The organism is Lysinibacillus antri, from assembly GCF_003977595.1.
In the GTDB taxonomy this organism is placed as follows: domain Bacteria; phylum Bacillota; class Bacilli; order Bacillales_A; family Planococcaceae; genus Ureibacillus; species Ureibacillus antri.
In genome coordinates this window covers 144,438-165,082 of record NZ_RYYR01000008.1, presented here as the reverse complement: position 1 = coordinate 165,082, position 20,645 = coordinate 144,438, and the positions used below count along the sequence as shown (strand labels likewise).

The window sequence follows — 20,645 nt, the reverse complement described above, 5'->3', positions numbered from 1 at the left end:
ACGTGGGATTAAAAAATTGTCCATGCAGGCGATGCTTACTTTTGCTGCCATGAATTTAAAGAAGCTTGCCAATTGGACTTGGCAAGCTCCAGAAAGGGCATAAATGATAATATCCGAGGAATGTTTTTGCTTAAAATAAATCGATATAATACCCAAAAATCCGGAAAAATGACAAAAGGCTTTCAGAATGAGACCATTCTGAAAGCCTTTTGTCGACAATCTGAAGTCATATCTATGATATGGCTTTTTTTATTCAATCTAACTATTTTTATACTTCTCGTAAATATTGGACCGTAGTGTTATTAGGTTTTTGACAGGAACCTAACATCATTCCATTAACTCTATCTTTAGTAGGTAATTTCTTATATTGTTCTATAAATTTGAACCAATATAAGTAATTGTCGAGATATTTAGTAGCGACTCCTTGAAATCTATCCATCCAATCTCCAAGACGTTTGTGAAAATTATTGACATGCTGAACATGGTATATGCCTTTTTTGACATAACCTTCTTTACTGACATTAATTGTTTCATGTTTTAGTCCTTTAACTAAAGCAAATTTTTTATAGTTAGTAGCAGTATCAGTGCATAACAAAGCAGAGGGGTCTATATATTCCCCGATTACCGAATCGATTTCTTCAGCTCGGACACGACCACGACCAGCCTTTTTGACAACAACTTAACCATTACGGTCTTGGGCTACAACAACTGCGATTTTAAGACCACTTATACCTCTTTTAGGGTCTCTTCCACCACGTTCTTTAGGTTCTCTACTTTCAACTTTGCGTCCTTTGAAGGACTCTTTGAAAAAGGTCTCATCACTCTCGACAATTCCTTTTAAACCTTGAAAACCAAGAGACCTTAATGCAAATAAAATCTTATGTCTCCAATAGAAACAAGTTGATATGTGAATTTTAAGCTCCTTAGCTATTCTTGGTAATGTGTAACCTTCAATCATCATATGAAAGTATTTAGCCCATTTTCCAAGATAACGTGAACCAGAGATTGGAGTATTTGTTAAATCGTTAAACGACTTACTGCAATCACGGCAGAAGTAACGTTGTCTTCCTCGATATTTGCCGTTTCGCTTTACCTTAACAAAGAATTAAAAATGATATGAAATCCATGTTTTACTAATAGAACATTATTTAATTATAATTATTTAGATGCTCAATTCTATATTTTTATAGTATTGTTAAATAAAGTAAATTAAACTAATGGGGAAGGTTTGTGGATATTGAAAAACCTCAAGGATACTTTTCTACTGAATGTTAAGGAAATCTCAAGAAGTACGTCACAAAGTTTTATGGTTTATTATTTAAAATAAAGATAGTGATAGAACAGATGAAGAGAAGAAAATAGGATACATAACACAATAGGGAATTTTTTTAAAAAAAATATGGAGGGTAAAAATGATTCTTTTATTTATGCATGTTCTTACTCATGCACTATTTGGAGCTATTATAGTATTTCTTCTAAAGGATGCAAAAAACCTCTCAAAATCCAAAAAAGTAATTTTAGTTGTTATCGGTGGTTTTGCAGGCATATTACCTGATACTTTAGGTTTCAGGACATCTACTCCCTGGTCTCATTCTATAATATTTGCTCCTATTTTCGTTTTACCTGTTGTTTTGATTACAAAAGTAATATTTCGAGAAATGATATGGTGGGAAATTTGGATTGTACTCAGTTTAGCAACAATTGTCGGTCATATTTTCATAGACTTTTTGACTCATGAGGTTACATTGTTATATCCTTTATCACCTAAAGCACATGAATATGTCATATTTGAGGCTGGTGATCCTTGGGTTTGGTTCCCTCTAATGATTACTTTAATAATTGTTATCTTTAGTTCGAACAAAAGGATGTTGAGTATAATAATTGTGTTTTTACTGGTTGGTTCTTATATGGGTATTAGAAGTTACTCTAAATCTGAATTGACATCAAAGTTAGAAGACTATTATGGAGAAATTAATCAAACTATTCTTGTTACTCCTCCTGCAGAAAATATGATAGACACGAAAAATCCTTTCGACTATCTCAAATGGTCTTATGATTTGTATTCTGAGCAACGAGTAATTCGAGGGGGTAGTCCGTTATTTGCTGGTTCTCTACAAAATCATACAAACGTTTTTCATCCAGAGCCAATGCCAGTTATGATAAGTGTTACTGGGCCTTATAGAACAGATGGGGGAGATGCTGACCAAAGTTTTAATGTCGTAATGGAAGTTAGGGAAGATGGCAATTATTATTTGGTCTGTGAAGAAATGAATTCTAATAATTTTAGGGTTTTTCGTCAAGAAATTGATGGTAGATGGAATGAAATTCAAGGCACTGAAATGCAAGAAGTCCTGGACTACTTTAAAGAGAATGAAAAGAAATAAAATGAATTTAATTGGGCGACAAATATGTAATAAGAATCATCAATAAAGTTGAGTTTATGAAAAATCATATTCAAACCATCGAGGCGTTTCAGGAACAAGCAGGAACGCCTATTTTTCTATTAGATTGTTTTTTTCAACTAAATAGCTATCAATGGGAGGTCGGAAAGAGATGAAAAGAGAGGGAATTGTTAAATGGTTTAAAGCAGAAAAGGGGTATGGTCGTATTGTGCTTGACGGCGAGGATGGAAACCATGTGTTTGTTCATTTCAGTTCGATTTTACCTGATAATGAACGATTTTCGGATGGATTGAGATTTCTTAAACAAGGTCAAAAAGTATCTTTTGATTTAGTGGTAAACTCAGAATCTACTGATCAGAACCAAGTTGCACAAAATGTAATCATTATCTCTGACTAAGGAGTTCAGATTCAATTAGCGGTCAGAATACTTCAATAAAGGGAATTGAAACTTTTTCCAATTCCAATCGTATTTATAGTTGAATTTTCAATGTGAAGCGGGGACTGGATGAAATGAACGTGGATGGATTAATCATAGGGGGATTTCTTTTTATTGTTGGGTTAATATTATTTCCAATTGGTTTCAATGAGCTCAAGGAGAATTTAAAAGATGTTAAAGAACTTTCACTATGGAGAAAAGTAGTTGTATTTGTCGTAGAATTATGGGGCTGTTTAAGTCTAACAAGTTTCTTGTCTTATATTTTATGTTTAAGTTTAATTCTTTTATTTAGTGGTATTGTATGTGTTGGTTTTTCACTCGCAATATTTAATTAAAGTTGTTTACCTTTTGAGATATTGGATGAAAATTAACTCATTTCTCATAAAATAAGCTATTTCTATGATAACCATATTTGGTGAAATTTTACCATTAGTTATTTCAGAACAGGAGAACTTTTGCACGATTACAAATCAAGTGCAGTAGCATTGATTAATATACACAAGCATAGTTCAATTCTTAACAGGAACTGATTAACAGGATGGGGGTACAAGTGCAACTCTGAAATGGGAATTATCAGCTTAAAGATCCGTTACTTTGTTGTTGTTCATCCGTTTACATATGTTGTAATAGGTATATTTCTATTAGTAAGTGTAATTACTTTTATTACATTAAAGAAAAAATAGAGGATTTAAAAAGCTAATAATAAGCGATTGCTAAATAAAAGCAGTCGCTTTTTCTCTAACAAGCTATTTTGTTGGATACGGTTTTGTAACTACTAAAGGGGAAGGGGGGCTTTTGATAAGAACTATATTAGTTTTTATATTATGTATATTTTCGTTTACATCCTCTGTTCAGGCATTAAGTTGGGCATATTCTTTTGTTGTTTGGAATGGGAATGTTTATGAAGTTACAGAAGAGAATGTACTTGAAAGTGAATTAGTAAAGGTCATAGGAGAAGTAAAAACGAATCCTAATGAGATGACAGGGAATTACTATGGTGATGCTTCAAATTCTTATCCAAAAGGAACAAAATATTATGAAATAATGGGTACGTCAACTGAATCTGCAATTGCTGTCGAAATCGAAGAAAAACAGTGGGTTAAAGCGGTTTATGTTCACCAAGCACCTTTTCATTGGATGGATTTTGCTACAAAAATTTTACCTTTTCTTATTTTAATGACCGTTGTTGCAATCATTATATTGCGAATGAGAAGGTACAAAGGTGAGTAGTAATGAGAGTTTTTTCACTTACTATGGCTATAGCATAAAAACAAAGATTGCTATTATAGTAAACCGTTCAGTTGTCTGGTACAAAATCTAAATTAAACACATAATTGGGCTGTTGATTAGTGTACTTTTCAGCAGGCCCTTTTTATTGTTATGAAGCGATTATTAATGAATTTATTTCATTTTTAACATACTCATTAGCACATAAATTAACAATATGACAATGTTTACTGTTAGTTGAAAAATTAGTGCGAATTGGACTGTTAAAAGAAGAAAAAGTAAATGGAATATGGGTTTGAAATTTCAAGGTTAAAAACTTTTGTAGGAATATTAATAAAATCACCGTATAGTATAAGGGGTTTGTTAAATTTTAGGTTATTCAAATAGCAGGGTAGTAATCTTTAATATAGAAAAAAGATAGGTGAATATCAAATGGTCGACTTAAGCCAAATCAAATCAGGGGATGTACTTATTTGTAAAGATGGAAGTAAGTTTCTTATACGTGATGGAAAATTAATTGGGCCAACTGCTTTTATATCTTCTTACGATGGAACGTGGTTCATTAAATACCAATCAAGTACATTGGAAGCAGTCATCAAAGAGGTTGACAGAAATCATGAGATTAATAAAGTCGTGAAAAGTAAGCTAAAAAGAATGCTTACTTTTTTATGGAATGCAATGAAGGGAGGTTAAGTTATCCCAAAACTTCTTTGTAACAACCGAATGAACTACAACTTAAAGAATAATAATTGCACTGCTAATTTAGATATAAAAATCTTGCTAATTTACATGTTATTTTGCATGTTTGTACTACTGAACTGAACGAGATATCGTTATAGTGGTCTTTTTATTATTGACAAGCAACAGTTTTGATGTAAAGGATTTAAGGAGGTAAAAGATGAGCATTTTTACAGGAGAGTATTTTGACAATTATCGTTTAGAGGATTTATCAAGCGAGATCATCGAATTAGCAGAAGGGAAATTAAAGGTGAAACTCCCAACTGCGTATATTGAATTGATGAACGAGCAAAACGGTGGAGAGCTTACACTAAAAAAGTTTGTACATAATATTTTTGAAGACGGTTTCATTGAAATTGATTACTTATATGGTATAGGACAAAAGAGTGGAGAAGGTATATTAATTGATTCCTATACACGTAAAGAATGGGGATTATCGAACAAGTTTATTTATCTACATGGAGACAGTCATAATTGGATTGCCTTAGATTATCGTAGATATACAGGTGATAATCCACCAGTTGTTTATATTGATACGGATACAAAACAAAAATTAAAAATTGCCGAGGATTTTACTGAGTTTATTAGTAAATTATCAGAACTTGAAGGGGAAATACAGTCATATGATATGAGCAGCGAATATGAAGAGTTTTCAAGAGAAGAAATTGAAAAAGCGCTATTAGGTGGATGGCATAAATACCATATGACAGCAGGATTGCATTACTTTGGATTACTTGATGAAGATTTGAATTGGTTTTTAACGCAAATGCTTGGTTCAATCAAACGGCTGATGGAAAAACAATTTTTCGAAGATCATTCTACTATCGATAACTACTTAAATATTATCATTGATATCATAAGAAAGAAGAAAGTGGACTTTAATCAATACGCACAAACCGAAGAACTGTTTGAAATCTTAACAAATTTCCCAAAAACAATGGATTATAACTCTATGATTCGAAATAAAAGTATAAAGATTAAAAACTATTTAACAATAGAGCAAAATAGATAATGGATATGATCAAGTGAGAGAGGTAAGACTGTTCAGAAATCAACATAGTTATTTAACAGAGCCTTTGTATAAAAAAATAGGGACTGAGGTGCAATCATGTATATTTTAGATCAAACGAATGAATGGGATGTCGATTTACCTGAGTTTGATAAACGAGATGCGGAAGTAAGAAAACAGCGAAAAATGCTTTATGATTATTTTGTTATGAAGGCTTCTACTTTGAATATATGGGTGTACAAAGGCTTAGATGAAGAGTATCTTATAAAAACAATGAGGAAGCATTTTATAAACAAACGAATTAAAACGGAGCATCGTGGTAAATGTTATAAGTTCTTTTTAGATGACAGAACAAAAAGCTGGATTATAGAAAATGATATAAGTGAATGTACAAGTGTTTTCTATGATGAAAATGATAAAGTTATTGCGGATTTTAATAGCCATGTGACGTTTTATGAAAAAGTAGAGCTGCCATGTAAGGTGATGCAGGTTAGTGAGTTACCGATTCAAGTAGATATTTATATTCAGGAAGAAGACATAGATCGAGATGTGGATTTAAAAGGACAAGCTAAATCTTATTTTATTAGTACAGACCATGATTATATCGAGCAACTTGCATTGGAAACAATTGAGAGAATTTATTCATACCCTCTCTCGATTTATGTTGAAACATATGATGACGAACAGGAGCAAATGCAAGAAGCATGGGCTAAGTATGATGTGGAATATATCGATTCTGGGCAACGTGTGTTTACGCTCTCTTCAAAAGGAATGTACCATGCAGAAGTTCCAGGCTTCTTTTTAACAGTAAAAAATAAAGAAGAATTAAGGATTGTGTTCCAAGAGTTACTATACTTAGCTTATCAAGATGATACATTCATCGTATCTCAAAACAAGCTCGATATTCGAACAGGACGTAATCGGATTTTTAAAACAAATGAAGAAATTGTTTTAACATTCGACCACGATGCACAAGCAATCGTTTTGTATAGCGCGGAAAGTTTAGGGAAAATAAAGAGCTATTTTAAAGATTATATGATTACGAACATACAACAAGGGAGTTAGGGAATTGACTCTCTTTTGTTAATTGTTAAATGAAAAAGGCTAGATCTCGCTATTGCGGAAATCCAGCCTAAACTTTGGATAAAAGTAGGACTCATTTAAAGTGGATAAATTCGATTGCCTTTGTGGAAGGGTTTAAAGTTAATACGTTAAGCCTAATAAGGTAATTGATGAATTTTCTAAGGCATATATTCCACGTGCTGACGTAAATGAGAGAAAATAAAGTATAAAGGAATAAAGTTAAAGGGATTGATTCGAAACTAATAAAATCTCCAAATGCTGAAATCCCTATTATATATGTTAGTGAAATCATTCCTAAAGATAATGCTATGCTAGAATATAAAATAGAGATAAACAATCCCTTCCTATAAAGGAATATGCCTAAAACGATCCCAAGTAGTCCGGTGGTAAACAGCAAAATGATGGCCTCTTGCACATTCACTAAAACAAGAATGAACGCAGAAGAAAAAAATACAGTCAATCCAAGTGAAATATTATAAAAAGCCGCTATTGCAATAGGTAATGTACTTAATGGACTAAAGAGCAAGCCGATCGCAGGTAAAAATATTGGTGCCGCCTGGAATATGACCGTGATGGTTGTTAATATACCCCCAATGCTGATGAACCTCATTTTGTTTATTTTTTTCAAAATAAACGCCTCTTTCCGTAAATTACTCGTACTTTTATCGTAAGGAGTCACGGAATAATTTCAAAGACAGTACCTTTATTATAATCAGTTACATTCGCTGAGCCATAAACCCCTAAATAAAGTCTCGTTTGATCCAAATTCGTTCCTAAACTAACATAATAAGCGGATTGAGACCCAAAATTATAATCAGTTTGAATAACACTATAATCATTTGACTGACCATCTATTCTTGCCCTGGAATAAGCTAAAACGCCTCTAGCTGGAGGTGGAGATCCCTCATCGCGAGCGAAATCCGTAAAGACAACGCTTCCTGTTAAACCGGGGATTGCATGCCCCATATAGGCTTGCACTCCTGTAAGCGCGGTTCCTCTAAATTTATCCGCTCGGGACTCTTGATGATAATAACAAGTTAATGGCTGAAGACGTTTTACTGAAGTGTTTACGGCATCGTTGAAATAGGCAGTGGATATCTCATCCAAAGAAGGATTTGCAGAGCATTCCTTGATCAACGAAGTAGGAAAAGTGCCTTCCCACCCTCGCCAGCCAAAATTAATCAATCCTTCATTTTCAGCTTTCAGAAGAGCATTTTGAACAAGCTGAGTAACCGGTATTGGTTTATAATGAACGAATGAAAAAAGGGACTCTACCAAATCCTGTCCGACATTTCCCACATATTTTATATACTGATTATAAAACTGTTGAAATGAAATGCCTGGTATATTTCGAACACCTTTCGCAATGACCGTAAGTGTTGCCTGTATGGATGCGGGAAGTTCATTAAAGCGTGTGACGACAGGTGGGTTATTGATAAATAAATTCCGATCTACATCAATTTCAATTATTTTACCGGCGATTTCTAAATCATCCTGGCTTAAATTAAATAGATCATAGCCAGACCCGCCATCACCGGTTGTTAAAACAAGTTTTCCTGTTTCAGGTGAAAAGTTTAAGCTATTGATTCCATTATGATTCATAAACGGTCTTCGTAAATTCAGTAATGTCCGTCTTTTTTGAGGTTGACCATTCTGTGGTAAAATCCATTCTTCAACTGTATCAATATGATCATAATGATTTTCTCTATCCAACCACTTGAGATTTAAGGTTTTCGGGTCACAGGGGTTCGGTGTAAAAGACCCTTGAAGAGCGCCTGAACCTTGAGTGCCAGCCACGGAATAATGAAGGTAAAACAAACCGTTATAGAAAAACTTAGGATGAAAGGCTAGCCCAAGCAAACCTCGTTCATCATATCCACCACTAGAAGCACCTAGTTGTATAATTCGGGAGCGAATATCTAAAAAAGTTTTGATAACTCCATTTCCCACGTAAAAGATTTCCCCGACCTGAGTTGCAATAAATAATCTTTCAAATTGATCCCCTGGAAGAATAGCTGTTTTCAAAACAGTGGGTAAATTGATATTACTCACAATCGGCTGTAAACCAACTTTAACTTTTATCAACAATCTACCACCTTTTTTCCGTTTTTCCTTATACAACAATATGGTAAGAACTTTTTTATTAGTACAAAAAGGGGGGGAGCGGGCGAGGATGTGGCAGAGAGTTCAACTACACCCTCCTAAAATCAATAGGTAGTAGTTGAAGGTGAATAAAAAATAGACTTGATTCCAATGTAATAGTGAACCGAGCCTATATAATTAAACCCACCAAATCTCTTGTGTTACAAAAAGGCTCGATTGGAACTTTTTTGTGTTAAAATTGGGGCAGAACTAAGGGGTTACCAATTGTTGGTAAAATAAAATGGGTAGGAGGGGATTCTAATGGATGTTATATTCACAGTACTTTCATTTGTAGGAGTGATCATCTATTTTCAAATCAAAGACAGTAAAGCCCTCACAAATCTTAATATTATGCAGAGGATAGGGGTTTTAATGTCTTTTTTAATTACAACGATTATTATTGAATGCTGCATCTATTATGGTACATCATTCTTGACGGAGCATATTCAAAATGGTTTTCTTCTATGGATCATTCGTGTCGTAGTAATTATTATTACACTTTGGCTCGCGGTATTTATTTTGAATTATATACTTCAAAAAATCACAAAAGGCATTTTCCCAAAAATTACATAGAGAAATTAAATCTGAATGATGTAAGTATGGCGTTTCTACTATGAATGGAGACGCTTTTTTAACATTCAAAATAAATTGAGACCATATTAGTCGTTGTTTCGTAGATAAGTATTGAAATATATTTTTAGGGAGGGATGACAATGAGAATTTTATATGCTTTGCTTTTGCTTGCAGGCGTATCCTTAATTGTAGGTTGTCAAAATAGTGAAGACAATACGATGGTTCTTTTAGATGAAAAGGTTAAAGAAATCAACGTATCCAAATCAGGTGGAATTGGTGATATGAATCAAGACATTATTTTTTCATTTAATGATGAACAAGCAATTGAAGTGTTTGAAAAAGCGATCAAAACTGCCGTTAAACAACAATCAGATAGCACTGAAACAACCCCTGATTATGATGTAATGGTTGAATATGAGGAAGGATTGCCTACTCACGCCATTCATTTATGGTTAGGAGAGGAAGGGGAAAAAAGTACCCTTATGTATATGGTAGGAGAAGGGGAGACCTACCTAACTTCGTCAAAGGTTACTAATCAACTAAGGGAATTAATGCTTCAGTGACGTGGGGAAAATATCCATTTCGGATGAATTTGTAGATGGAATTGAACTATATAAAAAGTAGAAAGGGTGGCTCCAAGCATGAATAAGAAACCTACAATAAAAAGAACAGACTTATTAAATAAAGATAATATAATGAAGCAACTATTACTGAAAAAGATTTCGAACATGTAACTGTCATTCTACCTTCTCCATTGCAAACAAAACTTGTACTCAAAAGAAAAGGAAAAAAGTTATTAAATTATCTTCAAATTTTTGAACAAAGTTAGATTGTCATATGTAGAATAGTCTGTATAGTAAATTGGAGTGTGAAAAAATGAAGGTAGAAGGATTATGGGGAAAAGAATTAGATGACTATAATCAAGGGGAATTTGATTTAGAAACGATAGAAACCATTCAAAAAGAATTGAAGATAGATTTGCCAGATTCCTATATTCAATTAATGAAGAAAAGAAATGGATTTTATTTAAAAAAGAAATACTATCCTACCGACATACCGAATAGTTGGGCTACTAATTCTGTCCATGTCGATTTTTTATATGGAATTGGAGAAAATCCAGGAATCCTTGATACGATTTATTTGCGAAAAGAGTGGGGAATAAGGAGTAAAAAATTATTGATTATATCCGCAGACGCTCCTATGTTCATTTGTTTAGATTATCGAAGAAGAAAGCATCCCGCTGTCGTTTTTATCGATGTTGAACAAAATCAAGAAATCCATTTAGCAAAGAATTTTGAGGAATTTATCAAGGGACTTGTCGATCACATTGAGGAAGAAGAATTAAATCTTTATGATTCAGAACTTTCGGAGCAGGAAATAAAAGATTACTATGCGAAAATTGATGAAGTCATACAAAAAGGAAAACCAGGGGAAATTGACCGTGTTTTCACAAAAATTCTCTCCACGAATAACGAGTTGATTCGCTATATGGTTGAAAAAATGAGACAACACGAAAAGCCAAAAGTTCATTTTTATTTACTGCTTTTTTTATCATGCTGTGCAGAAGGCGAGAATAAAGGAATAATAGAAGATAATTATTTGCTAGAAGTATTGGATGAATTCGCTCAAAGTAAAAATAGGGACGTTAGAGATTTTAGCTTGTATAGCTTAAAGGAATTACATAAGAGTAGATAAAGGATTCAATTGGACTTATGTAAGTACGCACGAAACAGGTTGGCTTGGACCTTATTTTTGTAGAAAATAGGTTAGTTCTATGTTAAGATATTTTAATTTATTGACATCGGACTTTAGTTGAAGATTATTTTTAAATATCTCTATTTAAAAATAAGGGGGAGTTCAGTGAAACGGGTTGGATTTATTTTGGCTATTGTAATCGTTATTTTTGCTGTGTTTATCTTTGTAAATAAATCATACTATCCTTCTTTTCCAATCGATCATTTATCAGCTAAAGAGGTAATTAAAAAGTTGGAAGATTCCGATAACAAGATAGTGGAAATTGCAGTAGAAGGTGATACGGTTTGGTATATCACCAGAACAGAGAATCAAGGTGTTTTCATAGCGGACGAAAATGTTAAACAAATGATCGCTTCAAATGGGTGGAAGTTTAAAGAGAAGGATGGCAGTGGTCTGTTCTTTGAAAAAGATGGAGAAAGATTAATTGCGACTACCCAAATGTGGAGTGAAAAATACGTTCTTGTTAAAGTACAAAAAAATTTTAAAAACCTTTAGAACACAAAGATTGGATGAACTTCATAGGGGGAGGTTTTCATGAAGCAAGTGGTTGCTTATAGATGTTGGTGTTTATTGTGAATTACGCTTTTTTGCTTTTCATTCTAAATTTTATATCAATAATCCCCCATATTTAGTAAATTTCCCATGCAGTTTATAGAAAATCAAACATATTACTAAACAATCTTCCTACGCCTCTTAATAACCAAAAAATTAATCTGAAAGGCAAGAAAATTAATTCTGGTATCATAAATAGTACATCAAGAAAACCATCTAAAACTGTATAATCACTACTACTTTTTTTACCTTTTCTCGTTTTATTTTTCTTTTTATTCCACCAATTCTTCATACGACTCAACCCTTCTTAAAAATAGTTGCTGACGTTCGTAATTTTCTTTATTTGAATTTACGTCTAAAGATTTGTTTGGTTTCATTTTTTTGAAATTGCAACTTAGAGATTAAAAAATGTTACACTAATAATGCTCTCTTTAATGAGTTTTGAACGTTAGGGATAGGAGATGAACAAATGAACTCTAACAGAAAAAGATATAAGCAGGATCAAAATCCTAACTTCGAATTTACAGTGGAAAATTTATCGAAAGCTCTGTTCGTTGTAAATAAACATGCAAAAACAGCAATTGAGCCAAAATTTTTATATGATTTAAAGAAAAAAACAATAGAAAAATTGTTAGCTGAAGGGAAAGCGGAAAAAATCGGATTACATTTCTCGAAAAACCCTAAATTGGCAAAACAAACTTCGACGGTTTTAATTACTTGTGGAGAATACTTATTTCATCTGATTCCTTCAAAAGAGGACTTCCAAAGTCTACCACATTTAGGCAACTTAGATGACCAATATAGAAATCCTAAAGCGAATATATCTTTAAAACAAGCAAAAGCGCTATTAATTGCTTATACAGGATTAAAACAACCTGAGCCAACTAACCCATATGCACCTTCTCCAACGAAACAATCGATGTCTCCTTTTGCTAAACGTTATGGGGAACGGTAAAAGGAACGTGTACAATGTGTAAAGAGGTGATTTAATGCAAGAATTACTATTTGAAGCATCTTGGGAGAAAGCATTGTCTACTCAAGATCGACAAAATATAGAAGAACTATTTAATGAAACGAAACATATTAAAAGTCCCGAAACACATTGCTCCCCTTTACGAGTAGCAATCAACCATAAGGAGGCATTGCTTGTAACTGTATTGGTTCATAATTTTTCCAATCAGCTACTTACATTTAATAATATAAAAGTAAGTTACTACATTGAGGGTGAGCGTATTGCAGAGGAGACGTTCACTTTACCTGTACTTGCCATTTCGTCAAAAGTAAGTATGCCATGGACGTTTATATTTCCAAAGGGGAGCTATATTGCGCGGCCTTCCTATGAAAATGGGCGATTAGAAATTTAGTAAGTTTGCAATGAGCCCTCTTCCAAGAGCTGTATCTAAAGTAACGAGTGTCAAAAAGGTTGGCACTTTTTTTATTTGAACCACGCAGATTATCCGACACTAATTTATATAAACAAAAAATACATAGTGTATAAGGAAATGGAAAACTATCAATTCGAATAGTCTTTTCACAAATATAATTGTTAGTGTAGGAGAGCTGATTGTCCAATTTGGAACTTCTACCAACTTATACCGTCAAATTAAAGAAGAATAGGTGCTTAAAACCAACAAAGAATTATGAACATTGAAATATAACCATGAGAGGGAATTAGATATGATTGCTTGGATATTTCCTACTGTTAATATAATGAACTATCAAAAGCGTTTTAAGTATTGGATTACGCTTATCATTTTGAGTATCAGTGTTTGTTCTACTGTACTGTTTTTTCAAATTTGTAGTTTGTATGAAAGGGTCAAAGCTAAGGATTGGGCTGCTCTTGAAGATACAGTAAGTGTGATCGCTTCTACTCCAGCAATTCTTCTTAGTGGCACAATCATATTAAATGTCATTACAGGGTTTCTTTATCGTAAAAGAACTGTGGGGGTGGAAAATTGATGAATAGAACTTTATATTTACGGATCACTATATTAACAGTGATGGTTCTTATTTGTATTTCTGTCACTTATCTCATTGCACCAAATTTTGTTTTATCCGTATTTACGCCTGATATAAACCTTGATGATGAAAATATTAATGGAATTCATCTAAATCAAAATATAAATGAGCTAAATACAAATGCCATCTCGCAAGACAAAAATAACCCAAGTATTAATTACTTATCAGGCATACGGCTAATAAAAGATGAAAACGGAAATATAAACAATATAGCAATTACACATGAATCCAACAAAACAGTGAAGACAAGTAGAGGGATTACAGTTGGCGATTCAATCGAAAGTGTAAAAATATCTTACGGGGAAAATTATTATAATCGTACAGAACAAGGTGTGGAAATAATGGTTTATGTACATAACAATAAATTTATAGAATTTTGGCATTGGAATAATGAAGTGCAGGAAATTCGATTTGGTTTAAGAGGGATTGAATAATAGAGTATAAGAACGAAGGCGTTTCTGTAACAAGCAGGAACGCCTATTTTGGTTTTGCCCAAAAATCTGGTTGAACGTATGAAATAATGGAATAATCGACTTCATGCCCCTGATTTGTTGCTAATTGAACGAGTAAGTTTTCGTCTTTATTAGTTGGTTTTATATCTGCTGTGGTGATAGTTACGACCTGTACACCTTGTCTTTTTGGATTACCAACAACGACCACTTGATTGCCGAGTGTATAGACGGCGGTTACTTCCGTTTGAAACGCAACTATATACAAATCAAGTGCTTGTGGATCTTGAAACATGGGGACAGAAAAACCAATATTATGTTCAAAGTCATACCAAGCAGAAATCCCTATATCATAGGTAGTAAATAGTCGATGTAGTGCATAGTGCATCCGCATAGGAACATAACTCCATCTTCCACCACCATAGGAACTGTGCCAATGTTTTTCATAGGCAGGTCTAACATAATCCGGTTTATCAACGATGACATCAAAAGGAATCTTTGTCCCTTTCTGAATAACCTCCGTAATCGGCAAAGGATTTGATGGCATTTGCAACGTTTCCCAAGGCGGGTCTTGAAGCGTTTCAGGCTGAGCAGGTTCCAGGCTATTAATCCGTTGTTTCAGTTTCTCAATCGTTGCTTTTAATTGCTCATTTTCTTCTTTTAATTTTTTTAGTTCTTGGGGATTAACGGTTGCCTCCACATGTGATGCGGGACTTAGCATGCAAATTGTTAAGATTAAACTAAGGATGATTATCAAATATTTTCGACTATTATACATCGTTGCACCTCGTAACTATTATTTGAGTTAAATTTAAAATCATACCAATCCTTATCGAAAGGGAATAGTTAAGAAACTTTTAAAACATTAGCATATTATCCGACGCTTTATTATATAAACTAAATTAAAAATAAGTTTGTAAGAATATTAACAAAAAATGAATTACTTTTTCCAAGAAGATACTATAGTAGTACAAACTAAGTAATGATTTGTGTTACTATTTTTTATAATAAAATTAAAAAACGTAATATAATTTAGTCTGAAGGAGAATTAAGTCTATGAATATCTTAATTTTAGGTGCCACTGGTCGAGTTGGAAGTCAAATCGTTACGTATGCCCTTCAAGACGGTCATCATGTTACGGTACTAGTCCGAACTCCCGAGAAGATTCAAATAAATCATGAAAATTTAACGATTATTCAAGGAAATGTTTTAAATAAAGATGATCTCATCCGTGCAATGAATGGAATCGATATTGTTATAAGCGCACTTAATACAGATGGGACAACCACTCTGTCAGAAAGTATACTTTTTATTATCGAAACAATGGAAAATAAGGGGATTAAACGAATTATTACGATTGGAACGGCAGGAATCCTACAAAGTAGAACCACCCGGAGCGTACTTCGATATCAATCTAGTGAATCAAAGCGTAAATCTACCCGCGCAGCAGAAGAACATCATAAAGTTTACGATATGCTTAAACATTCAACACTTGATTGGACGATTGTATGTCCTACGTATCTACCAGATGGAGAACTCTTAGGTGAATATCGTGTGGAGCGTGACTTTTTGCCGGTGGATGGAGTTAAGATAACGGTATCGGATACAGCAGAGTTTGCATATAAGCAAATACAAAGCAACAACTATATAAAATCACGTGTAGGGATCGCTTACTAATAAAGGTTTATGGAATAAAAAAGGGAGAATACTTCATAAATTGATTATGCTATTTTCTTTGGTTGTTTCATAAGCATATGATCGTTTATAATATGAATAAGCGAACATATGTTTTTGTGAAGAGGAGAATGATAAAGATGCAAAAAGTTATACCATTTTTAATGTTTCAAGGAAATGCAGAAGAAGCGATGAACTATTACACTTCAATCATCGAAGAATCAGAAATACTAAGTATTACTCGTTATGGAGCAAACGAAGCAGGTGATGAGGGAAGTGTCATGCAAGCTGCCTTTTCATTAAAGGGACAAGAATTTATGTGCATCGATAGTAATGTGAAGCACGAATTTACATTTACGCCATCATTCTCTCTATATATTACTTGTGATACAGAAGATGAAATTAACAGGCTTTATGAGAGTTTAATTGAAGACGGTGGACCACTAATGCCATTAGGTGAGTATGGATTTAGCAAAAAGTTTGGCTGGTTAGCTGATAAATTCGGCGTTTCTTGGCAACTTAACCTTCCGTATTAAACCGATTCTTTCATTATTAATTTAAGATTATTTTTCACTAAAAAGGTGCGTTTCTAGATTAGAAATTGCGCCTTTTTTATGTTTATGTATGAGACAGATCTTTATTGAGCATATCAATTCTTTGAAAGTTTTCGAGTAGCTAAGCGTAATATTAAAGTACAAAAAGGTGGTGAATGCGATGAGTTTTGCTTCATGGTTTGCTGTAGGGATTGGGGTAGCAGTTGCAATAGGTCTATTTGGTACTAAATCTAAAAAGAGCTAAATATAATGACGGGATCATAATGGGACGCTTAACCTAGCGATTCTTAGTGAAGGAAGAATTAAGTAATTTTAGGATTAAGAACTGATTATAGTTATTCTATGAAATTCTACTTAGTTGAAGAAAGGGGCATCAAATGCGATGAACCGTATCATAAGTAAGTGTGATTTTAAAACGACCAGCTAAAACGTGAAATTCAAACGTTTTAGCTGGTGTATAATGTTAATTAACCTATTTCTAAAATGATCTTATTTAGTTTGAAATATTTACAACTCGAGCTGCAGAACGACCTTCGTAAATTGTTTAAAATCATTAATATGCTTCTCCAAAATGGCCTCTAAAATAGAGAGTTCCAATGCTTGGTAATCATGTACCGCAACATTACGAAAACCGACCATATTCATTAATGTTTTTGCTAAAGTTGCATCAATTAAACCAGCTTCTTGTAGTAGCTTAAACCCTTCTCGACTCGCTTTTGGAACACCGAGCTTTCGTTCACTAACGATATGCATGGCTAAATCTATACTTGCTTCACATGCACGTTGAATATTTAGAATGATGCTGTCCTGTTTTGTAAAATCTGTTAAGTTCTCCGGATTTCCCTCATACACCTCGTGAATACGCTTCACACAACGCTCAATTGTAGTTGTTTTGTTTAAAATTACATCATTCATCGCCAAATACACTTCCTCGCTCTTTAATTGCTTCGATAATTGGAGCGCGTTGCTCGTTTAATGTAGTGTACATACTATACGCACGCATTTTTTGACGTGTAAATTCATTTTTGTTCTTTATATAAATCGGTACACCTTGGGTAAAAATTTGCATCGTAAACACCGTATCGATTTGTTTAATATCCACTAAGTCTACTTCACGACTAGCAACCGCCGCCAAGTCAGCAGCAAGCATAAAACGTTCATAGGAGGATAGCTGCTTTTCGCTAAAATAAGCAAGATCAACATCACTGTCTTCACGAACATTCCCTTTTGCGAACGAGCCAAATAATAGAATGAAATCCGTATTTAATTGTTTATTTATTGTATCAACAAGTTGTTGCGTGATTTCTTTATCTAGCATGCTATCACCGCCCTTTATTTTATTATAAAGCCTAGACGAAAAACCCGCACTTAATCTCTTAATTTAATTTCAGTCCTTTATTTTGGGCAAAAAAAATACACCTGCCAAATGCATTGAAAAAAATGCAGACACGTGGTAAATTTATATAGATATGCAACAATTAACTTTTATTGTGTATATTATCCCTATTTTAATTATACAAAAAATTTATCCATTAGTCAACTCTTAAATTTTTTCAAGGAGTGAATGTTATGAATTTAGATTTCCAACATGAACAAAAACGATTGAATGGCGTTATGAACGTAATTGCTGATCAAATAGTTCAACTTGAATCGGAAACGTTAAAGCTACGAAATGAAGTGGTAAATACTCGCAAGCATTTTTGGGATGAAATTAAAGTGAATACAGATTCGTTTGATGACTTTCTAGAAACGGTTATTAGCTTAAGACAAGAAGCGCAAGCATTATCTGTCGGCGAAAGTACACATGGTCACGCAGCAAAACGATTAGCTACTTTACGCCGTATGAAGTCCGTGCCTTATTTCGGAAGAATTGATTTTCTTGAAGAGGGATATTCAGAACCGGAACAAATCTATATTGGTATTTCTTCACTGATGGATTCAAATGGTGAGGACTTTCTTATTTATGACTGGAGAGCACCGATTTCAAGCGTCTACTATGATTACGAGCCAGGACCTGCACAGTATATGACACCAGGGGGCGAGGTTTATGGAAACTTAGAGAAAAAGTGGCAATATGTGATTCGTGAAGAGAAACTAGTCTCTATGTTTGATACCAGTCTTACAATTGGTGACGATGTTTTGCAACAGGTTTTAGGAAAAGGCACGGATAAGTATATGCAAAGTATTGTAGCAACGATCCAAAAGGAGCAAAATCGAATTATTCGCCATGATCAAGGGCGCTTGCTTATTGTGCATGGTGCGGCTGGTAGTGGTAAAACTTCTGCAGCACTTCAGAGAATTGCCTTTTTATTGTACAAATATCGTGATCGTATAAAAGCAGACCAAATAATATTGTTTTCGCCGAATGCGATGTTTAATAGCTATGTTTCCAACGTACTTCCTGAGCTCGGTGAAGAAAATATGCAGCAAGTGACATTTCAGGAATATTTGGACCATCGTTTAAGTAAAGATTTCCAACTAGAAAATCCATATGATCAATTGGAATATGTGTTAACAGCAGCGAATACTTCTTCACATAATATAAGGGTTAAAGGGATTCAATTTAAAGCATCTAACCAATTTTTTGAGGCAATCAAATTATACAGAGAAACATTAGAAAAATCAGGTATGCTATTTAAAGATGTAAAGTTCAGAGGGAAAATCATCATTACGGCACAACAATTATCAGATACATTTTATGGTGGCAATACTTCACTCGATTTTCATAGCAGGTTGGAAAAATTAAAGGATTGGCTAATGAATCAACTAAAAGAAATAGAAAAAATAGAACGTTTTCAGCCGTGGGTAGAGGAGGAAATCGAGCTACTTAGCAATGAGGCGTATCATAAAATTCACAAATATTTAGCTAAGAAAAATGGCTTTGAACGAGAAGAGCAGGGAATTTATGAGATGGATCATAAAGCGCTTGTTCGAGTAATTGTTGGCCTGAAATTGAAACCATTAAGAAAACAAATTCAAGCGCTGGACTTTATTGATCTAGAAGGGATCTATAAGCAGCTTTTTGCTGATCCATTACTGATGCAACAATTGTTAAAAGGAGAAGTACCTGAGGAGTGGGAAGCTATTTGCCACGCAACACGTCAAATGCTAGAAGCGGGGAAACTATATTATGAAGATGCGACACCATTTTTATTGTTGCAGGAATTAATGCAAGGCTTCCAAACGAATCGTTCCATCAAGCATATCCTCATTGATGAAGCGCAAGATTATTCACCATTTCAATTTGAGTTTTTAAAGCGCTTGTTTCCTTCTGCAAAGATGACAGTACTGGGTGATTTTAATCAAGCCATTTTTGCCCATGCGAGTGAAGTAGTAGATTTCCAAGTTCTTAATCGCTTATATGGCGAGGAAGAAACCGAAGTAATCAATATGACACGTAGTTATCGTTCGACGAAGCCAATTATCGAATTTACACGTAGTCTCATTGCCAATGGGGAGAGCATTATCCCGTTTGAACGTGCGGGTGAGCTGCCGGTGTTGACTCAAGTAAAAAATCATACAGAATTGCACCGTTACATTCTGTCTAAAGTATCGGAATTGCAAGGTGAAGGCTATGGAAGTATTGCGATCATTTGTAAATCAGCGGAGGAAAGTAAGGTTGCGTTTGAGGCGTTAAACAGCATTAACGGTATGAAGCTTATAAAATCTGGCTCAGCAGAATATGAACAAGGGGTTGTAGTAATTCCCTCATATTTAGCGAAGGGTATTGAATTTGAAGCGGTCATTATTTACGATGCATCGGAGCACGTGTATGGAGATGAGAGTTTACGTAGGATTTTTTACACCGCTTGTACGAGAGCAATGCATGAATTGCAACTTTATAGCGTAGGAAAACCAAACTTTTTTATACAAAAGGCGTTGCAGGAAAATCTGATTCATTTTGAGTCGAATTCCTAAATTGAAAAAGTAAATAACAAAAAGGAATCTTCACAGGATACTTTATTAGTTTTTAATAAAATAAAAATGATGTTTATACGAGTCTCTTTTATTAGCATGGATTGAACAGATTTA

At 33.9% G+C, this 20,645-nt stretch carries 25 protein-coding genes and 1 pseudogene; 19 read left to right on the top strand and 7 right to left on the bottom strand.

The genetic code is table 11. The features are described 5' to 3' along the window. Positions 1–268: 268 nt before the first annotated feature. A pseudogene (locus EK386_RS08070) lies at positions 269–1,099 on the bottom strand (IS1595 family transposase); the annotation flags it as partial. 313 nt (positions 1,100–1,412) lie between these two features. On the opposite strand from EK386_RS08070, the gene EK386_RS08065 reads away from it, so the two are divergent. From EK386_RS08065 to EK386_RS08035, 7 genes are all read left to right on the top strand, one after another. After that, positions 1,413–2,384, top strand: a complete 972-nt coding sequence (locus EK386_RS08065; protein WP_126658652.1) for a metal-dependent hydrolase — start codon at positions 1,413–1,415, stop codon at positions 2,382–2,384. Positions 2,385–2,553: 169 nt separating this feature from the next. Then, complete coding sequence (locus EK386_RS08060; protein WP_126658651.1) at positions 2,554–2,799, top strand: cold-shock protein; 246 nt, start codon at positions 2,554–2,556, stop codon at positions 2,797–2,799. Between the two features lie 119 nt (positions 2,800–2,918). Further along, positions 2,919–3,173 carry a hypothetical protein gene (locus EK386_RS08055; RefSeq protein ID WP_126658650.1) on the top strand — a complete coding sequence of 85 codons (255 nt, stop codon included), beginning with the start codon at positions 2,919–2,921 and terminating at the stop codon, positions 3,171–3,173. A gap of 460 nt (positions 3,174–3,633) precedes the next feature. Next, the gene (locus tag EK386_RS08050) at positions 3,634–4,068 is read left to right on the top strand and encodes a hypothetical protein (RefSeq protein ID WP_126658649.1); all 435 of its coding nucleotides are present in this window, start codon (positions 3,634–3,636) and stop codon (positions 4,066–4,068) included. A gap of 429 nt (positions 4,069–4,497) precedes the next feature. Further along, a complete protein-coding gene (locus EK386_RS08045; protein ID WP_126658648.1) occupies positions 4,498–4,758 on the top strand; it encodes a hypothetical protein in 261 nt (86 codons plus the stop codon). Between the two features lie 205 nt (positions 4,759–4,963). After that, positions 4,964–5,815: an SMI1/KNR4 family protein gene (locus tag EK386_RS08040; protein ID WP_126658647.1), complete on the top strand. Its 852-nt coding sequence runs from the start codon at positions 4,964–4,966 to the stop codon at positions 5,813–5,815. A 96-nt stretch (positions 5,816–5,911) separates the two neighbouring features. Beyond that, a complete protein-coding gene (locus tag EK386_RS08035) occupies positions 5,912–6,877 on the top strand; it encodes a hypothetical protein (RefSeq protein ID WP_126658646.1) in 966 nt (321 codons plus the stop codon). A 91-nt stretch (positions 6,878–6,968) separates the two neighbouring features. Here EK386_RS08035 and EK386_RS08030 read toward each other — a convergent pair whose 3' ends face one another. Both EK386_RS08030 and EK386_RS08025 read right to left on the bottom strand, forming a co-directional pair. Continuing rightward, positions 6,969–7,523 carry a YybS family protein gene (locus tag EK386_RS08030; RefSeq protein ID WP_126658645.1) on the bottom strand — a complete coding sequence of 185 codons (555 nt, stop codon included), beginning with the start codon at positions 7,521–7,523 and terminating at the stop codon, positions 6,969–6,971. 47 nt (positions 7,524–7,570) lie between these two features. Further along, the gene (locus tag EK386_RS08025; RefSeq protein WP_126658644.1) at positions 7,571–8,980 is read right to left on the bottom strand and encodes a PQQ-dependent sugar dehydrogenase; all 1,410 of its coding nucleotides are present in this window, start codon (positions 8,978–8,980) and stop codon (positions 7,571–7,573) included. Positions 8,981–9,298: 318 nt separating this feature from the next. Here EK386_RS08025 and EK386_RS08020 point away from each other — a divergent pair, with 318 nt between their 5' ends. From EK386_RS08020 to EK386_RS08000, 5 genes are all read left to right on the top strand, one after another. Continuing rightward, a complete protein-coding gene (locus EK386_RS08020; protein ID WP_126658643.1) occupies positions 9,299–9,610 on the top strand; it encodes a hypothetical protein in 312 nt (103 codons plus the stop codon). A 140-nt stretch (positions 9,611–9,750) separates the two neighbouring features. Next, positions 9,751–10,173, top strand: coding sequence for a YhfM domain-containing protein (locus EK386_RS08015; RefSeq protein WP_126658642.1), 423 nt, complete (start codon positions 9,751–9,753; stop codon positions 10,171–10,173). 313 nt (positions 10,174–10,486) lie between these two features. Further along, entirely contained in the window at positions 10,487–11,305 is an 819-nt protein-coding gene (locus EK386_RS08010; protein WP_126658641.1) for an SMI1/KNR4 family protein, read from the top strand. Next, a complete protein-coding gene (locus EK386_RS08005) occupies positions 11,292–11,375 on the top strand; it encodes a DUF4275 family protein (protein ID WP_246027621.1) in 84 nt (27 codons plus the stop codon). Before EK386_RS08010 ends, EK386_RS08005 begins: the two co-directional genes overlap by 14 nt. 95 nt (positions 11,376–11,470) lie before the next feature. Continuing rightward, positions 11,471–11,860 carry a hypothetical protein gene (locus tag EK386_RS08000; protein ID WP_126658640.1) on the top strand — a complete coding sequence of 130 codons (390 nt, stop codon included), beginning with the start codon at positions 11,471–11,473 and terminating at the stop codon, positions 11,858–11,860. Positions 11,861–12,014: 154 nt separating this feature from the next. Here EK386_RS08000 and EK386_RS07995 read toward each other — a convergent pair whose 3' ends face one another. Further along, positions 12,015–12,209, bottom strand: coding sequence for a hypothetical protein (locus EK386_RS07995; RefSeq protein ID WP_126658639.1), 195 nt, complete (start codon positions 12,207–12,209; stop codon positions 12,015–12,017). A gap of 177 nt (positions 12,210–12,386) precedes the next feature. Here EK386_RS07995 and EK386_RS07990 point away from each other — a divergent pair, with 177 nt between their 5' ends. From EK386_RS07990 to EK386_RS07975, 4 genes are all read left to right on the top strand, one after another. Beyond that, entirely contained in the window at positions 12,387–12,872 is a 486-nt protein-coding gene (locus tag EK386_RS07990) for a YkyB family protein (RefSeq protein WP_126658638.1), read from the top strand. Between the two features lie 34 nt (positions 12,873–12,906). Continuing rightward, on the top strand, positions 12,907–13,281 hold the full coding sequence (locus tag EK386_RS07985; protein WP_126658637.1) for an SLAP domain-containing protein: 375 nt from the start codon (positions 12,907–12,909) through the stop codon (positions 13,279–13,281). 313 nt (positions 13,282–13,594) lie between these two features. Further along, positions 13,595–13,876 (top strand): hypothetical protein, encoded by a 282-nt coding sequence (locus EK386_RS07980; RefSeq protein ID WP_126658636.1) that lies wholly within the window; start codon positions 13,595–13,597, stop codon positions 13,874–13,876. Continuing rightward, complete coding sequence (locus tag EK386_RS07975; RefSeq protein ID WP_126658635.1) at positions 13,876–14,370, top strand: hypothetical protein; 495 nt, start codon at positions 13,876–13,878, stop codon at positions 14,368–14,370. Before EK386_RS07980 ends, EK386_RS07975 begins: the two co-directional genes overlap by 1 nt. A gap of 43 nt (positions 14,371–14,413) precedes the next feature. Here the strand turns inward: EK386_RS07975 and EK386_RS07970 are convergent, their stop codons facing one another. Then, positions 14,414–15,163: a coiled-coil domain-containing protein gene (locus tag EK386_RS07970; protein WP_246027618.1), complete on the bottom strand. Its 750-nt coding sequence runs from the start codon at positions 15,161–15,163 to the stop codon at positions 14,414–14,416. A 278-nt stretch (positions 15,164–15,441) separates the two neighbouring features. Here EK386_RS07970 and EK386_RS07965 point away from each other — a divergent pair, with 278 nt between their 5' ends. After that, positions 15,442–16,062, top strand: coding sequence for an NAD(P)-dependent oxidoreductase (locus EK386_RS07965; protein ID WP_126658634.1), 621 nt, complete (start codon positions 15,442–15,444; stop codon positions 16,060–16,062). A gap of 137 nt (positions 16,063–16,199) precedes the next feature. Beyond that, entirely contained in the window at positions 16,200–16,595 is a 396-nt protein-coding gene (locus EK386_RS07960) for a VOC family protein (RefSeq protein WP_126658633.1), read from the top strand. A 525-nt stretch (positions 16,596–17,120) separates the two neighbouring features. On the opposite strand, the gene hepT is transcribed toward EK386_RS07960, so the two are convergent. Together hepT and mntA are read right to left on the bottom strand one after the other, a co-directional pair. Next, entirely contained in the window at positions 17,121–17,528 is a 408-nt protein-coding gene (hepT, locus tag EK386_RS07955) for a type VII toxin-antitoxin system HepT family RNase toxin (RefSeq protein ID WP_126658632.1), read from the bottom strand. Further along, positions 17,521–17,931 (bottom strand): type VII toxin-antitoxin system MntA family adenylyltransferase antitoxin, encoded by a 411-nt coding sequence (gene mntA / locus EK386_RS07950; protein WP_126658631.1) that lies wholly within the window; start codon positions 17,929–17,931, stop codon positions 17,521–17,523. Before mntA ends, hepT begins: the two co-directional genes overlap by 8 nt. A gap of 251 nt (positions 17,932–18,182) precedes the next feature. Between mntA and helD the strand changes: the two genes are divergently transcribed. Beyond that, complete coding sequence (gene helD, locus EK386_RS07945; protein WP_126658630.1) at positions 18,183–20,531, top strand: RNA polymerase recycling motor HelD; 2,349 nt, start codon at positions 18,183–18,185, stop codon at positions 20,529–20,531. The last annotated feature ends 114 nt before the right edge of the window (positions 20,532–20,645 follow it).

Excerpts from the sequence above, each read along its gene's own strand:
- EK386_RS08045 (WP_126658648.1), top strand. The coding sequence starts at position 4,498 with ATGGTCGACTTAAGCCAAATCAAATCAGGGGATGTACTTATTTGTAAA.
- EK386_RS08010 (WP_126658641.1), top strand. The coding sequence starts at position 10,487 with ATGAAGGTAGAAGGATTATGGGGAAAAGAATTAGATGACTATAATCAA.
- EK386_RS07995 (WP_126658639.1), bottom strand. The coding sequence starts at position 12,209 with ATGAAGAATTGGTGGAATAAAAAGAAAAATAAAACGAGAAAAGGTAAA.
- EK386_RS07975 (WP_126658635.1), top strand. The coding sequence starts at position 13,876 with ATGAATAGAACTTTATATTTACGGATCACTATATTAACAGTGATGGTT.
- EK386_RS08015 (WP_126658642.1), top strand. The coding sequence starts at position 9,751 with ATGAGAATTTTATATGCTTTGCTTTTGCTTGCAGGCGTATCCTTAATT.
- EK386_RS07970 (WP_246027618.1), bottom strand. The coding sequence starts at position 15,163 with ATGTATAATAGTCGAAAATATTTGATAATCATCCTTAGTTTAATCTTA.
- EK386_RS07980 (WP_126658636.1), top strand. The coding sequence starts at position 13,595 with ATGATTGCTTGGATATTTCCTACTGTTAATATAATGAACTATCAAAAG.
- hepT (WP_126658632.1), bottom strand. The coding sequence starts at position 17,528 with ATGAATGATGTAATTTTAAACAAAACAACTACAATTGAGCGTTGTGTG.
- EK386_RS08040 (WP_126658647.1), top strand. The coding sequence starts at position 4,964 with ATGAGCATTTTTACAGGAGAGTATTTTGACAATTATCGTTTAGAGGAT.
- EK386_RS07990 (WP_126658638.1), top strand. The coding sequence starts at position 12,387 with ATGAACTCTAACAGAAAAAGATATAAGCAGGATCAAAATCCTAACTTC.
- EK386_RS08035 (WP_126658646.1), top strand. The coding sequence starts at position 5,912 with ATGTATATTTTAGATCAAACGAATGAATGGGATGTCGATTTACCTGAG.
- EK386_RS07985 (WP_126658637.1), top strand. The coding sequence starts at position 12,907 with ATGCAAGAATTACTATTTGAAGCATCTTGGGAGAAAGCATTGTCTACT.
- mntA (WP_126658631.1), bottom strand. The coding sequence starts at position 17,931 with ATGCTAGATAAAGAAATCACGCAACAACTTGTTGATACAATAAATAAA.
- EK386_RS08060 (WP_126658651.1), top strand. The coding sequence starts at position 2,554 with ATGAAAAGAGAGGGAATTGTTAAATGGTTTAAAGCAGAAAAGGGGTAT.
- EK386_RS08020 (WP_126658643.1), top strand. The coding sequence starts at position 9,299 with ATGGATGTTATATTCACAGTACTTTCATTTGTAGGAGTGATCATCTAT.
- EK386_RS07965 (WP_126658634.1), top strand. The coding sequence starts at position 15,442 with ATGAATATCTTAATTTTAGGTGCCACTGGTCGAGTTGGAAGTCAAATC.
- EK386_RS08065 (WP_126658652.1), top strand. The coding sequence starts at position 1,413 with ATGATTCTTTTATTTATGCATGTTCTTACTCATGCACTATTTGGAGCT.
- helD (WP_126658630.1), top strand. The coding sequence starts at position 18,183 with ATGAATTTAGATTTCCAACATGAACAAAAACGATTGAATGGCGTTATG.
- EK386_RS07960 (WP_126658633.1), top strand. The coding sequence starts at position 16,200 with ATGCAAAAAGTTATACCATTTTTAATGTTTCAAGGAAATGCAGAAGAA.